This is a genomic window from Phyllobacterium calauticae (assembly GCF_019991125.1).
In the GTDB taxonomy this organism is placed as follows: domain Bacteria; phylum Pseudomonadota; class Alphaproteobacteria; order Rhizobiales; family Rhizobiaceae; genus Phyllobacterium; species Phyllobacterium calauticae.
The window spans coordinates 727,767-740,811 of record NZ_JAGENB010000002.1 but is presented as its reverse complement, the minus strand read 5'-3'; the positions used below and the strand labels follow the sequence as shown (position 1 = coordinate 740,811).

Here is a 13,045-nt window from a genome sequence, read left to right as displayed (position 1 = left end):
AGAGCTACGCGTATGATTGTGCTGAGGAAAAAATTGCAGTGCGAACCGGCAAAATGGCCTGGAAACCGCGAAAACAGGCTAGGCCGTGAACGGAGGACCGGCGCTGCATGATGCCGCGTATGTGACGAGCCTTGCGCATATCGCGGCCGGGCGATAGCAGTATATGCGGAAATCTCGCTCCTGCGAATGAAGCGCTTAAGCCAACGTAAGGACGCTCAAGTATGCTCACTGTCTATGGCGAAGGTCGTGGGTTCCGTATCGTTTGGCTGCTCGAGGAATTGGGAGTGGCGTATCGGTTGCGCCCGGTCGATCTGCTCACTGTCGGGAATGATCCCGATTTTCTTGCCATCAACCCCGCCGGCTTTATCCCGGCGCTACAGGACGGCGAGACGACCATGGTCGAATCGATCGCGATCCTCGAATACCTGCTCGCCCGCCACGGCCCGAGCCCGCTCGCCGTCGCCCCGGATGATCCGGCTTTCGCCGCGTATCTGCAGTTCCTCCATTTGGGAGAGGCTGGGCTCGCTGGGCCAATGAATGCCGTCTTCGTTGGTCGTGCGCTCGCGCCCGAAGCAGAGCGAAATGCCCGGGTCACAAGCTGGGCACTGGAGACCTTTCATAGTCGGCTGGGATTGGTCATCCGGCGTCTCGCAGATCGCCCGTTTCTCGCCGGCGACCAGTTTACCGCTGCTGACATTTCAGTGAGCTACGCTCTCTTGCTTGGTCTGCGAACCAGCAACTATACCCCGGGTTCAGTCGAGCGTGCCTATCTCGCCCGCACGACGGCACGTCCCGCATACGCCCGAGCGATGGATATCTGCCAAGCGACCAAAGCTTGGGCGGAGCGATCACCGACGTTGTAGAGCCAAGTCGTGAATCCATGGAAGGGATTCGCACGGGCGGTGTACCGCGTGTCGATAACCGGCGGGCCCATGAGGCTACGGCCCAATCAGCGGCGACGGCGATCAATTTCCCGGGCTTGCTCCCGCGTTATCCCGATATCGTCGAGCAGATGATCGCTGAGCTTGCTGACCCTCGGATCGCCCGCCCGTTCTCCGCGATAACGCAGATAGATGTTCCAGATAGCCATCGCAGCGGTTTTGACGAATGCCGCAAACCCTCCGCCGCTATGCCGTTGTAGTAGACCAGTCGTCTCTATATGGGACATGATAAATCTCCTATGGATGGTTTGTGAGCAGGCAATCGAGCGTCATGGTCGTGAACCGCTTGAGCGGTGCGATGCTGCCTTCCGTCTTCATGCGGACCAGCGCCCCTTCATAGGCATCGATCAGAAAGGCTGCCGTCTCGTCGGGATCGAGATGCGCGGGCAATTCGCCCTGCGCGCGCGCCTGCCGCAGAACCGTCTGGAAATCGCGTTGCCACGCGGCAAAAGCCCGGTGCAGTTCCTGCCGGAGGACGTCGCTGTGGGCGGCAATCGATTGGGCGAGGTTGCCGAGCAGGCAGCCGCCAATCGGATTCTCCCGGGCGAATTCCTGCTCGTAATATTCGAAATAGGCACGCAGGCGTTTAAGCGGCGTCTGGCTTTCATCGCCCAGGATCCGCGTCCGGACGATCTGGTTGCCCTCGGTGTAAAAGCCGAGAACTGCGGAGGCAAATTCCTCCTTGCTGGCGAAGAAATGGTAGAACGAGCCCTTCGGCACGCCAGCCGATTTGAGCACGGGGCCGATGCCCGCCCCTTCATAGCCATGCGAAAGTAGGGCTTTCAGCCCTTCCTCAATCAGTACGGCGCGTGTGTCGATCTTTCCCATTCCAGAAGAATAGACCAGTCGTCTAGTAAAGTCAAACACCCGGATGATGCGCATAAAAGCAAAAAGGCCTGCCGGACAGCAGGCCTTGTGCACCCCTCGGGGAAATCGGGGCGAAAATTATCGATGCCGGCCCGCAGCCGCCGCCCGAAGGAATCGCCGGTCGACAGGCTCGTTGTGCGTCACCATATCGGGCGAAGCATCTGCCAATCTGCGCAGGTTGCGCTCGCTTTCAAATTGCATCACCGACAATGCAATGCCGACAGATGGCTTGCAGCGCCCATGCAGGGATGCCACCAGAATTTCGCGGCAGGAGAAAAAAGTGCCCAGATCACAGTTGGAGAGATAGGCGTCCACGGCGGCCCGTGCATTCAGAAACGCCGATTTCCAGACTTCCATGATCTCGCTGTGCAGGACGACCGCAAGCCGCCATCGCTCGAGACGCTCAGCCGCATTGGCGGCACTGTGGTACGAATCCAGACGCAGGCGCAACGCGTCGCAGAGCGCGGCCAGCGGTCCGATCTCCTGTTGAATGACCGCTTCCGCACCCTGGATCAGTTTTGCGGTTTCCGGATGGGCATCTATAGGTTGGGATTTATCCCAATTGCTCGGCATAGTGGTCAATTCCCTCGAAAATGGAGGCACTTGAGGAGGCATTTTCCTATGCGATGCGAAGTCCTGTCAGGCGTGCAGGACCAGAATTGCACCGCATGTACCGGTTCGATTTACTGGCATTCCGACTGTGGTTGTGCGATCAGCCTCTGCAGGATTGAAAACAGTTCGTACTTGTCCAAACTGTCATCGTCCTCCAGCAGAAGAGAACAGATATGCTGTGCCTTCGCCGCAAATTCTTCCAGCGTTTTTGCCGGATACCTCAACATGGCAACGCGCGCACGATGTTCCGCGTCGGTTGCCGCCGCCAGGCGCCGGTCTGACGATGCGTTGTCCTGTTCGGAGTCCGCACGATCGGTGCATGTCCGGACAATCCATTGCAATTCACGTCTGGAATGCCTGTGCCATTCAAGCACAGTTGCAATCGAAGCAACGCGTTCGGTCGGATCAACCCGGACACCATCGATGGTAATGATAGCCAAAGTCACGCCGCATACCCTCTCAATGCAACTCAATGCACCGTTTCGCGTTTCGGTCGGAACACTATGCGGTTGTGCTTAGAAAAATAGGGACAACCCTGTCCCTATTTTGCGCTTTGTATAAATCGCACTACTCTGTAGACGCAACTGCTGTAATTTGAACAGAGTGGCGTGCAACTGTTGGTACGCGTGAGAGCGATGTCGGAACAAACGTCCAAGCATACACATGTGCTGGTCATTGAAGATCAACACCTCATGAGGCTGGCCCTGATCCATGAATTGCAGGCAGCGTTGCCGGCATCCATTGTTCACGGCGCGGCCAATGTCACCATTGCGCTGGACCTGCTGGAGTCGCATCAGTTCGACCTCGTGGTCATTGACCCCGGCATGCCCGGCTATGACCCCAAATCGCAGGACGACCGCTTGGACGTTGTACAAGTCATCCTCGATCTTTCACCGGACGCAATCCATTTTGTCGTCACGGGTTCCGATACGGATGAAGAATGGGAGCATTGTCAGAAACTTGGCGTGGTTGGCTACCTGGCCAAGAACAATATAAGGCCGGGAGCCCTCGTAGACGTTCTGCAGGAGGTTGCAGAACGGGGTTACAGCGTGAGGTTGTCCAATGAAACAACGGCTCCACCGGAATTTTACCATTCCGGCCTCACGCCGCGTGAACAGGAAATACTCGGCTGGATGCGACAAAGACCGTCGGGGATCAGCCGCAAGGAAATATACGAACAGCTTGGGGAACGCTTTGATATAGACGCGGCATCGGCAGAAAAATACTACAAGCGAGCACGCGCAAAGCTTTTAAAAACCGGGCTCCTACCAAAGGGGTTATAATGGGGTTGGCTCTGGACATTAAAAAAACTGAAGAATCGATGGCAAAGGCAGTGTCGGAAGAACCCTTCCCTGCCGCCATCTCCAACGAAGACAAAGGCGCATCGCGCGCCTGGAAATATCTTGCATTCTTTTTCGCGGCACTGTGGATCGGTTCGCCGCTCTGGTACGGCACGGCATTCGCCAATGACGACCCTGCGGTCATTCAAATGCAGGACACGTCAGGCAAGCCTCTGGGGACCTTTACCCAGGAGCAGCTGAGGCAGCAGTTTCCCATGCATGATCTGGTCACGGAAACGCCTTGGACCAACGGGGCAAAGGTGCATTTTCGCGGCCCTTCCCTGCAGGAAATGATTGCGAAATACAAAATCGGCGACAAAGCCAATCTCGAAGTTGCTGCATTCGACAATTTCATTGTAAAAGTCACGATGGAAGAAGTTGTTGAATTTGCGCCCATCATCGCAATCGAGAGAGCTTGTACCGATGCCGACAAGCAAAGCGGGGCCTGTACCAAGGATCAGAATTTCAGACCGTTGTCGCTCGATGATGGCGGCCCGTTTTATATTGTCTGGCCACTCTCCAAGCTTCCGAAAGCTTACGTCCCCGCACGCAACACCATATGGGTTTGGTTTGTTACCTCGATCCGTCCGGTTGACTGAACATGAAGCTGGATAAATACCTCGATCCGCTCTTCTACATCATTCTGATCAGCGCAGCTTTGGTGTGTTGCTGGTCATTCATCCGGGCGGACACGTATCGTATCCAGTCAAACGAAATCATGAGCCAGAGCTTCGAGGTCCAGGTCCGGGCTTCGCAGGCGCGCGAAAAGATTGCCAGCATCAAGGGTTACCTGACGCTGGCAACCCGGACAGGTGAAGTCGAGCCACGCCTGCTGTCGGAGGTCACGCTCATGAACTTCAACCTCAAATCGCTGCAGCAGCTGGACTATGCCGACCGGTTCCTCGATGCACCCGATATTGCGGCCCTGCAAAAAACGATCTCGACGGTGGACACCGTACTGGTTCCGCAGATCAAGGCGGGAAACCAGTTCGACAAGGCGCTGAAAACCATACAGACAATCGAAACGGACATTTTTCGCACTGCCGGTTCGACACTGGCTCACAGCATCACCCTTCAGGGAACCGCAACAATTGCCGCGGATGTCGCCAGAAACAAGCTCCTGGGCGCCGCCGGTGCACTTATCCTGGTGGGATTGCTCATGCATCAGCGCAGCCTTCTGGCGCGGCGCAAGGATCAGCATATCCGCTCTTTCTCCACCCTGTTTGCCCACATGACCCGGACGCGGATTGCCGCCCTGCGCCTCTTTCTCGGCTATGTGGGCAACAACGCCATTCCGTCCTCTGAAATGACCGCGGCGGCCCGCAACACCATTGCCGAGCTTGAAAGCATCAATGAGGGATTGATGATGATCGGGCACTCCAAGACGCAGTTCCGCAAGGTGCCGTTGGGCGAATTACTTGCGGACATCGTGTCGAAGAGCGCGGTCAACCTGCAGCTGGACATCGATCAGGCCGCACGCAATTCGCTTATTCCGGCATCGCAGTTCCACCTGATCATCGACGAACTTGTCCGCAATGCGATCAATGCCGTCGCCACCCGCGCCACCCCCGTCATTGCCATCAAGGCCAGTATCCACCGGCGCTTTCTGCAACGCCCGCGGCTGATACTGGTCGTTGCCGACAACGGCATCGGCATGAGCCCGTCGACGCTTGCCAAGGCCAAGGAGCCGTTCTTTTCAACCAAGGCAGGCGTTCATCTTGGTCTCGGACTGACCAACTGCATGGAACTGGTGAAAACCATGGCCGGCAAGTTCAAAATCACCTCGACGCCCGATGTCGGAACCACCGTGCGCATCAGTTACGCCCTGGACAGTTAGGATGCTGGGCATTTCCGAACAGAATAATTCGAATTAAACACAAGCGGGCATGGCTTTCTTCATTTGTTTCGGGCTTGAATACGGCTGCTTTCAACCGGCCCGGCAAATGAGATGAACATCTACGCTCTATGGATGACCAAATTCGGCGCGCTCTCGCCCTTAAGACAGGTCGCGATCATGGTTGGCATGGCCACCATATCGTCAGATATTTTGGCTGCCCTGGCCTTTTTCGTGATTGGCCTGCAGACCCCCTATCGCGTTGTCGGCGTCACCACCGTCATCGTTGTGCTGGTCAGCCTCCCCCTCGGTGCATTCCTCATCGGCCTGAACTTCAAGCTGAAGCAGCTTGCCGCGCAGCTTGATCTGGAATCCCGCCGTGACGATCTGACCGGGCTTCTCAACCGGGCGGAATTCTATCTGCAGACGCAGCGCTTGTTTCTCGCATCGAGGCCCATGGACAGTGCCGGGGCCCTCCTCTACATCGACGCCGATCATTTCAAAGCAATCAACGACCGGTTTGGCCATGCCACCGGCGACGAGGTCATCCATGAGATCGGCCAGGTGATCAAGGCGAACATCGGCGGACGGGATTTGGCGGCGCGGATCGGCGGCGAGGAATTTACCGTATTTCTGACCGATGCGGATCTTGGCCGAGCCAACTGGATCTCGCATAAAATCCTCATTGCAGCCCGCACCATCGGCCGGGAACTGGAACTCGACAAAACGCCAACCACCGTCAGCATCGGCATTGCCCTGCATGAACCCGGACAATCGCTCGAGGAAACCTTGGCGGTGGCCGACAAATATCTCTATTCAGCCAAGCATCAGGGCCGCAACCGCGTGGTTTACGGCTAGGGCATTTTCGTCAGGTTCAGGTGTTCCCGGTGCAGGTTTTGCAGCCATCAACATACAAACAGACACCCTAACCTCTTCCGCCCGCATAATTTTCCCACTATGGTCCGCGATGAGACCGGTCGAAACGGATCGGTCTTGGGGCGTAGAAACTCCTTCCAAGAGCGGTCGGTGTCGACCGCAAAGGCACCTCCTCAGCCCTATGGCCGGGGAGGCCCCGGCGTATGTCCAGAGCTTCGGCTTAAAGGCCGTGGCGGTCGTCTCTTGGCGATTTTCTAACTCCCCGGTCACCAGAGGCTAAACCTCGGGTGACCGCTTTCCTCGCGAGACAAGGGAGTGCACATGGACAACTACAATTTCTGGCAGGATTTGTTCGATACGTACCAGTCGCTATCCGACTGGCTCAAAATTCTGTGGCTGATCGTCCCGCCCGCCTTCGTGCTGGCGCTCGTCGCCTTGACGCTGCGCTTTCGCATCGAGAGCAGGAAGGTGGAAAGGCGTTTTGACGGCGAGCTTGTCTATTCCATCCACCGCGATGCGGATAACCGCGTTCACATTCTCCGGCATAGTCCGGGCGCACAGGAAAGTCCCGCACTGCTCCTGCCCGATCCGGCAGGCACGGAAAAAGCGAAAGACTTCAGCCGATAGGCTCAAAAGGAAAAAGCGGGACATACATCCCGCTTTCTGTTTTGGTTTGCCGTGATCAGCCCTTCAGGCGGGAATTGCAGAGGCTGTAATAGCCGCCGCCCTTCTGGATCCACTTGAGGCCGCCAAGCGTGTTGTTCTGCTTGTTGGCATAATACTGCTCAAGGCACGTCTGCATGCGGGCCTTGCCGGCGCTTTCGGTGGAATATTTGCTGGAAACGGCGCTCGGGAAAACGACGCCCTTTGGAGCAGCGGTCGTGGCTGCCGGCGGTTCATCCTTGTAGGTCGCCGTCTGCGGTGTTGGTGCCGTCTCATCGGCAGCGGCAGGAGCAGCTGCCGTTGCACCAGCGGCACACTGGGTCTTACGGAAGTCATTCCACTTCACGTTGCCGAGTGTACCGGCGGTTTTTGCAGCCTGATACTTGGCACTGCACTCTTTCATGCTCAGGCCTGTCGCAGCCGGTGCGGCTGCAGCGGCTGGAGCGGCGGCCTTGGGTGCTGCGGCTGTCGCCTTGGCAGCGGGCTTGGTCGTGGCTGCAGGAGCCGCCGGCGCTGCTGCAGCGGCCGGTGAAGCATCGGCGCACTGGGTCTTACGGAAGTCGTTCCACTTCACGCTGCCGAGCGTACCGGCTGTTTTGGCCGCCTGATATTTGACGCTGCATTCCTTCGCGGTCAGTGCATAGGCTGGCACAACCGTAAATGATGCCGCGCCAATAATTCCGGCGAGTATGAGATTCCGAGTGATAGTCATTTTTGAACTCCCTCAATTTCAACAGTGCAGATTCAGAAACTGTCACCAACTACAGGTTTCCCCAGAACCCATAGTCTTCCCATGTGATGAAATGATTATGGCTTAAATTTGAGAAGTAACCAACCAGAATCGTTCGGGGAAAATATTCACCAAACATGACAAATTATTACAAGATTTCAAATGATTACGAACGAGTTTTGTTAAAATACTACTTTATCAAACATGTCCGGCAAATAACAAGAAAATGGCCGGAGAAAAAGCAATCGGACGAGATCGCAAGAATCGCCTGCGAATAACCGTCCGCAGGTGCGCAGATCAATCTGCAGTTGCTGAATGGATCCTTGCCGCCGAGACACATTTATGCGGCATTTACGCAGCACGGTCTTTCGTTGTTATATGGGATAAACGCCTAATCTCTGGAAAAACTGTTTTATCAAGGACGCCGCATTGCCCATCTCCTCGCCCCGCCCGCTGCCGGTATTCGCCTTCCGCAACTATAGCGTGGCAGAATTGTGGGCCGATGGCGTCGTCCACATAGCAGGTGTCACGCTGGCAATCATCGGATCGATTCTGCTGCTTGCCTTTGTTCCGGAGGAAGCAACCGCCGGCGCCTATGCGGCAACCGCCATCTATCTGGCGACCCTCGTTCTCTCCATGGCCCTGTCGGCGATGTACAACATATGGCCGATTTCCCCGACCAAGGGGGTTCTGCGGCGCTTTGACCATTCGGCCATCTATCTGCTGATCGCCGGTACCTACACCCCCCTCATGGCCAAGAGCGGCACGTGGTGGCTTCTGTCCATCGTCTGGTCGATTGCCATAGCCGGCGTCCTGTTGAAGCTGTTGATGCCCAACAGGTTCGACAGGCTTTCCATTGTTCTCTATCTCGCCCTGGGATGGAGCGGCGTTGCCGCCTATCAGGAACTGACGATTGCCCTGTCCGCCACGGTCTTGTGGCTGATCCTCGCCGGCGGCCTCGTCTATTCCTTCGGCGTCATCTTTCATATGCTGGAACGGCTGCCCTTTCACAATGCGATATGGCACGGCTTCGTTCTGACGGCGGCAAGCATTCACTTTGCCGCCATATGCACGGCGGTCGCCTGAGTCCGCCCGGCACACTCCTGCCATTCCGGTGATAAATGCTGACATATCAGGCTTGAGACATCGCCTGAAATAGGACAAGCTCACGGGTGAACGAAAAGCTGCAAATTTTTCGTTGCATGATCTTTTCGCGAAAATAAATGCCCGGACCGATCACTGTAATCGTGATTAAAAGGTCGCCTCAACTCGGGATATGCAAAGGGAACGAAAAGAATGTCTACCAGCAAAACCTTTCTCGGCGTGGCGCTTGCTCTGGCGCTTTCTCTCGGATCTGCCAGTGCGCAGGTCGTTGTTTCTTCCAAGATCGATACCGAAGGCGGTGTCCTCGGCAACATTATCCTGGCCGCTCTCAACGCGAACAAGATTCCAACGACCGATCGAATCCAACTGGGCGCCACCCCGATCGTGCGCAAGGCGATCACGGCCAAGGAAATCGACATCTATCCCGAATATACCGGCAATGCCGCGTTCTTCTTCGAGAAGGCCGATGATCCAGCCTGGAAAGACGCGGCCAAGGCCTATCAGACCGCCAAGAAACTCGACTACGATGCCAACAAGATCGTCTGGCTGACACCCTCGCCCGCCAACAATACCTGGGCCATTGCCCTGCGCAAGGAAGTGGCGGACGCGGAAAAGCTGGCAACCCTTTCCGACTTCGGCAAATATGTCACCAAGGGCGGAACGGTGGTGCTTGCCGCCTCCTCCGAATTCGTCAATTCGGCTGCCGCCCTGCCGGCGTTCCAGACAACCTACGGCTTCAAGCTGAAGCCCGAGCAATTGATCACGCTCTCCGGCGGCGATACCGCCGCGACCATTGCTGCTGCGGCCAACAAGACCAACGGTGCCAATGCGGCCATGGTTTACGGCACCGATGGCGGCATTGCGCCATCCGGGCTGGTGGTTCTTCAGGATGACAAGGGTGTTCAACCGGTCTACCAGCCGGCGCCGATCATTCGCGAAGCGGTTCTGAAGGAACATCCGCAGATCGAAGCCCTGCTGAAGCCAGTGTTCGAAAAGCTCGATCTTGTCACGCTGCAGGAACTCAACGGCCGCGTACAGGTTGGCGGTGAACCGGCAAAGGCCGTTGCGGAAGACTTTCTGAAGAAAAACGGCTTCCTCAAGTAAATCCGCTCTTTGCCGGAATAGGGTGTGCCAATCGGAATCTCACCCTGTTCCGGCGAAAAGGAGGCCATGCCGTGCGTCTGGACAAACTCGGTGTCGCGATTGCCCTGATCGCCGGATATGCCGTGGCGGCGGCACCCTTCGCCACGTTCCGTGCCAACCGGATCGTCGCCGGTGAACCGCAAACGCTGCTGGCGGCCTTGCCCTCCTGGGCGGGCCCCACGCTTCTGGCGGTCATTGCAGCAGCCGTTCTCATTGGACTGTTCCGCACGCCCTCGACACTCCGGCTGGCAGCCAGCTTTGCCGCCCTGGCCGCCCTGCTGCTGCTGATCGGCACGGCGGCCGACCATCTGACACCGCCTGGCAACACCTACGCGCGCGTATCTCCCGCATCGGGCTTCTGGCTGCTGCTCTTTGCCTTCGCCCTGCTTGCGGCGGATGCCCTGACGCGTCTGCGCCCGACACCGCCGTTCCGCATCCTCGTCCTGGTTCTGGCCGGGGCCTTCCTCGGTTTTGTCCTGTTCACCGGAAGCTGGGACAAGTTGTCGATTCTCAAGGAATACAGCGCCCGCGCCGACAGTTTCTGGGCGGAGGCCAGCAAGCATGTGACGCTGGCGCTCGGTTCGCTCGCCGCTGCCGTGATCGTCGGCATACCGCTTGGCGTCCTGTGTCACCGGGTGCAGAAGCTGCGCGCTGTCGTTTTGAACGTTCTCAATATCGTCCAGACGATCCCTTCCATCGCTCTGTTCGGCATTTTGATCGCCCCGCTCGGCTGGATTGCGGCACACGTGCCCGGTGCTGCGGAAATCGGCATCAAGGGCATCGGCATGGCACCCGCCTTCGTCGCACTGTTTCTCTATTCCCTGCTGCCGGTGGTGGCCAACACCGTGGTCGGTCTGGCCGGCGTGCCACCACAGGCCAATGACGCCGCCCGCGGTGTCGGCATGACGGAATGGCAGCGCCTGTTCCGGGTGGAATTTCCCCTGGCCTTTCCCGTGATCCTGACCGGCGTGCGCATCGTCCTTGTGCAGAATATCGGCCTTGCCACCATAGCTGCGCTGATTGGCGGCGGCGGTTTCGGTGTCTTCGTGTTTCAGGGCATCGGCCAGACCGCCATGGACCTGGTTCTGCTCGGGGCCGTTCCCACCGTGCTTCTCGCCTTTGCCGCGGCCATCATTCTCGACGCAGCAGTCGAACTCAGTTCCCCCTTTCACTCGAGGACATCCGCATGATTGAAATCGAGAACATCACCAAGCGCTATGGTGCTGTAACGGTCGTCAACGACGTCTCGCTGGTCGTCCAGCCGCGAACGATCACCGTCATCGTCGGCACTTCGGGCTCGGGCAAGACAACGCTGATGCGCATGATCAACCGGCTGGTCGAACCGACAGCGGGCGTGATCAAGCTCGATGGCGAGGACAACCGCACCCTCCCCGGATACGAACTGCGCCGCCGCATCGGTTACGCCATTCAGGGGCATGGCCTTTTCCCGCATCGCACCGTGGCGCAGAATATCGCCGTCGTTCCTGAACTTCTCGGCTGGGACAAGGCCAAAATCGATGCCCGCGTGCGTGAACTGCTCGCCCTGTTCCAGCTCGACCCGGAAACATTCGGCCCGCGCTATCCGCATGAACTCTCCGGCGGCCAGCAGCAGCGCATCGGCGTTGCCCGGGCGCTGGCAGCCGAACCCAATGTCCTGTTGATGGACGAGCCCTTTGGCGCGCTCGATCCCGTCATACGGTCGAAGGCGCAGGAGGACCTGCTCGCCATCCAGAAGCGGTTCGGCACCACGATCATCCTCGTCACGCATGACATGGAGGAAGCGATCCATCTCGGCCACAAGATCGCGGTGATGGATGGCGGCAATCTGCTGCAATATGCGACGCCCGCCGAAATTCTCGCCAATCCCGCAACGGATTTCGTCGCGACGCTGGTCGGCACCGGCGACCGGCCGTTCCGCTTCCTGTCCCTGAGCCCAGCGGGCGACGCGGTGGAACCCGGCACAGCCGAGGGCGAAGCCATTCCGGCCTCTGCCACCCAGCGCGATGCCCTGGCAGAACTCCTGTGGTCCGGCCGGCCCGCCCTGCCCGTGGTCAATGAGGCCGGTAAAGCCATCGGCCGGGTCACCGTCGATGGCCTGGTCAAACGGGCATCGAGGCCCGCCGCATGAAACTGCGCCTGCCCACCATTCTGCGCATCGGCATTCTGGCGCTGCTGATCGTGTTTCTCCTGCGGCCCGATTGGTTTGAACCCATCTTTCGCCCGCTGACGCAGAACAATGCTCCGGTGATCTACAATCAGGGCAGCCTGCTGACCCTGACGCTGCTCCACTTGCGCACCGTTGCCATTGCAACGGCGGGCGCAACCATTGTGGCCGTCGCGCTGGCCATTCTGGTCACGCGTCCCTTCGGCGCGGAGTTTCTGCCGCTGTCCCGCAGTCTGGTGAACATCGGCCAGACATTTCCGCCCGTGGCCGTGCTCGCCCTTGCTGTCCCCGCCGTCGGCTTTGGTGAAAAACCCACACTGATCGCGCTGTTTCTCTACGGATTGCTGCCGATCTTCGAAAATTCGCTGACCGGCCTGACCACCCTGCCGCCGACCGTCACCGATGCGGCGCGCGGCGTCGGCATGACCGGCTGGCAGCGGCTTGTCAAAGTCGAGCTGCCGCTGGCGATGCCGATCATTCTTGCCGGCATACGCCTCTCCGTGACGATCAATCTGGCGACGGCCACCATCGGTTCGACGGTTGCCGCCAAAACGCTGGGCGAAGTGATCATTGCCGGGCTGCAATCCAACAACCTTTCCTTTGTCCTGCAGGGCGGTCTGATCGTCGGTGTTCTCGCCGTCATGATCTATGACGGATTGTCGGCGATGGAACGTTTCATTTCGCGGCGCATGGGCCTTCTCCAGCAAAGCTGACCACCCCATATGCAAACGAGGCACAGACTGTTCCCCTCACAGGCAGGATTGTAAAAGG

At 58.1% G+C, this 13,045-nt stretch carries 16 protein-coding genes; 11 read left to right on the top strand and 5 right to left on the bottom strand.

Translation table 11 applies throughout. The annotated features are described in order from the left end of the window. Positions 1–221 precede the first annotated feature (221 nt). Positions 222–863 (top strand): glutathione S-transferase family protein, encoded by a 642-nt coding sequence (locus tag J1W56_RS09490; protein WP_223613035.1) that lies wholly within the window; start codon positions 222–224, stop codon positions 861–863. 86 nt (positions 864–949) lie between these two features. On the opposite strand, the gene J1W56_RS09485 is transcribed toward J1W56_RS09490, so the two are convergent. From J1W56_RS09485 to J1W56_RS09470, 4 genes are all read right to left on the bottom strand, one after another. Continuing rightward, positions 950–1,168, bottom strand: a complete 219-nt coding sequence (locus tag J1W56_RS09485; RefSeq protein ID WP_223613034.1) for a DUF1127 domain-containing protein — start codon at positions 1,166–1,168, stop codon at positions 950–952. A gap of 10 nt (positions 1,169–1,178) precedes the next feature. Further along, on the bottom strand, positions 1,179–1,769 hold the full coding sequence (locus J1W56_RS09480) for a TetR/AcrR family transcriptional regulator (protein WP_223613033.1): 591 nt from the start codon (positions 1,767–1,769) through the stop codon (positions 1,179–1,181). 117 nt (positions 1,770–1,886) lie between these two features. Beyond that, positions 1,887–2,381, bottom strand: a complete 495-nt coding sequence (locus tag J1W56_RS09475; protein WP_223613032.1) for a hypothetical protein — start codon at positions 2,379–2,381, stop codon at positions 1,887–1,889. 110 nt (positions 2,382–2,491) lie between these two features. After that, the gene (locus J1W56_RS09470; RefSeq protein ID WP_223613031.1) at positions 2,492–2,866 is read right to left on the bottom strand and encodes a hypothetical protein; all 375 of its coding nucleotides are present in this window, start codon (positions 2,864–2,866) and stop codon (positions 2,492–2,494) included. A 219-nt stretch (positions 2,867–3,085) separates the two neighbouring features. Between J1W56_RS09470 and J1W56_RS09465 the strand changes: the two genes are divergently transcribed. From J1W56_RS09465 to J1W56_RS09445, 5 genes are all read left to right on the top strand, one after another. Then, positions 3,086–3,703, top strand: coding sequence for a response regulator (locus tag J1W56_RS09465; RefSeq protein ID WP_223613030.1), 618 nt, complete (start codon positions 3,086–3,088; stop codon positions 3,701–3,703). Between the two features lie 38 nt (positions 3,704–3,741). Further along, positions 3,742–4,359, top strand: a complete 618-nt coding sequence (locus J1W56_RS09460) for a hypothetical protein (protein WP_223613029.1) — start codon at positions 3,742–3,744, stop codon at positions 4,357–4,359. Between the two features lie 2 nt (positions 4,360–4,361). Next, a complete protein-coding gene (locus J1W56_RS09455) occupies positions 4,362–5,597 on the top strand; it encodes a sensor histidine kinase (protein ID WP_223613028.1) in 1,236 nt (411 codons plus the stop codon). Between the two features lie 111 nt (positions 5,598–5,708). Further along, a complete protein-coding gene (locus J1W56_RS09450) occupies positions 5,709–6,452 on the top strand; it encodes a GGDEF domain-containing protein (protein WP_223613027.1) in 744 nt (247 codons plus the stop codon). 339 nt (positions 6,453–6,791) lie between these two features. Next, a complete protein-coding gene (locus J1W56_RS09445) occupies positions 6,792–7,097 on the top strand; it encodes a hypothetical protein (RefSeq protein ID WP_223613026.1) in 306 nt (101 codons plus the stop codon). Positions 7,098–7,152: 55 nt separating this feature from the next. On the opposite strand, the gene J1W56_RS09440 is transcribed toward J1W56_RS09445, so the two are convergent. Next, positions 7,153–7,845, bottom strand: coding sequence for an antifreeze protein (locus J1W56_RS09440; RefSeq protein ID WP_223613025.1), 693 nt, complete (start codon positions 7,843–7,845; stop codon positions 7,153–7,155). A gap of 453 nt (positions 7,846–8,298) precedes the next feature. Here J1W56_RS09440 and trhA point away from each other — a divergent pair, with 453 nt between their 5' ends. The 5 genes from trhA (at position 8,299) to J1W56_RS09415 (ending at position 12,987) form a co-directional block, all read left to right on the top strand. After that, on the top strand, positions 8,299–8,949 hold the full coding sequence (gene trhA / locus J1W56_RS09435; protein WP_404928124.1) for a PAQR family membrane homeostasis protein TrhA: 651 nt from the start codon (positions 8,299–8,301) through the stop codon (positions 8,947–8,949). A gap of 210 nt (positions 8,950–9,159) precedes the next feature. Continuing rightward, positions 9,160–10,071, top strand: a complete 912-nt coding sequence (gene osmF, locus J1W56_RS09430; protein WP_223613024.1) for a glycine betaine ABC transporter substrate-binding protein OsmF — start codon at positions 9,160–9,162, stop codon at positions 10,069–10,071. Between the two features lie 71 nt (positions 10,072–10,142). Next, entirely contained in the window at positions 10,143–11,300 is a 1,158-nt protein-coding gene (locus J1W56_RS09425) for an ABC transporter permease (protein WP_223613023.1), read from the top strand. Next, positions 11,297–12,238, top strand: coding sequence for an ABC transporter ATP-binding protein (locus J1W56_RS09420; RefSeq protein WP_223613022.1), 942 nt, complete (start codon positions 11,297–11,299; stop codon positions 12,236–12,238). Before J1W56_RS09425 ends, J1W56_RS09420 begins: the two co-directional genes overlap by 4 nt. Further along, complete coding sequence (locus J1W56_RS09415) at positions 12,235–12,987, top strand: ABC transporter permease (protein ID WP_223613021.1); 753 nt, start codon at positions 12,235–12,237, stop codon at positions 12,985–12,987. Before J1W56_RS09420 ends, J1W56_RS09415 begins: the two co-directional genes overlap by 4 nt. Positions 12,988–13,045: the final 58 nt, after the last annotated feature.

Bases quoted from the DNA above. Each gene is read 5' to 3' on its own strand.
- J1W56_RS09490 (WP_223613035.1), top strand. From the start codon at position 222: ATGCTCACTGTCTATGGCGAAGGTCGTGGGTTCCGTATCGTTTGGCTG.
- J1W56_RS09485 (WP_223613034.1), bottom strand. From the start codon at position 1,168: ATGTCCCATATAGAGACGACTGGTCTACTACAACGGCATAGCGGCGGA.
- J1W56_RS09480 (WP_223613033.1), bottom strand. From the start codon at position 1,769: ATGGGAAAGATCGACACACGCGCCGTACTGATTGAGGAAGGGCTGAAA.
- J1W56_RS09475 (WP_223613032.1), bottom strand. From the start codon at position 2,381: ATGCCGAGCAATTGGGATAAATCCCAACCTATAGATGCCCATCCGGAA.
- J1W56_RS09460 (WP_223613029.1), top strand. From the start codon at position 3,742: ATGGCAAAGGCAGTGTCGGAAGAACCCTTCCCTGCCGCCATCTCCAAC.
- J1W56_RS09455 (WP_223613028.1), top strand. From the start codon at position 4,362: ATGAAGCTGGATAAATACCTCGATCCGCTCTTCTACATCATTCTGATC.
- J1W56_RS09450 (WP_223613027.1), top strand. From the start codon at position 5,709: ATGAACATCTACGCTCTATGGATGACCAAATTCGGCGCGCTCTCGCCC.
- J1W56_RS09445 (WP_223613026.1), top strand. From the start codon at position 6,792: ATGGACAACTACAATTTCTGGCAGGATTTGTTCGATACGTACCAGTCG.
- J1W56_RS09440 (WP_223613025.1), bottom strand. From the start codon at position 7,845: ATGACTATCACTCGGAATCTCATACTCGCCGGAATTATTGGCGCGGCA.
- osmF (WP_223613024.1), top strand. From the start codon at position 9,160: ATGTCTACCAGCAAAACCTTTCTCGGCGTGGCGCTTGCTCTGGCGCTT.
- J1W56_RS09420 (WP_223613022.1), top strand. From the start codon at position 11,297: ATGATTGAAATCGAGAACATCACCAAGCGCTATGGTGCTGTAACGGTC.
- J1W56_RS09415 (WP_223613021.1), top strand. From the start codon at position 12,235: ATGAAACTGCGCCTGCCCACCATTCTGCGCATCGGCATTCTGGCGCTG.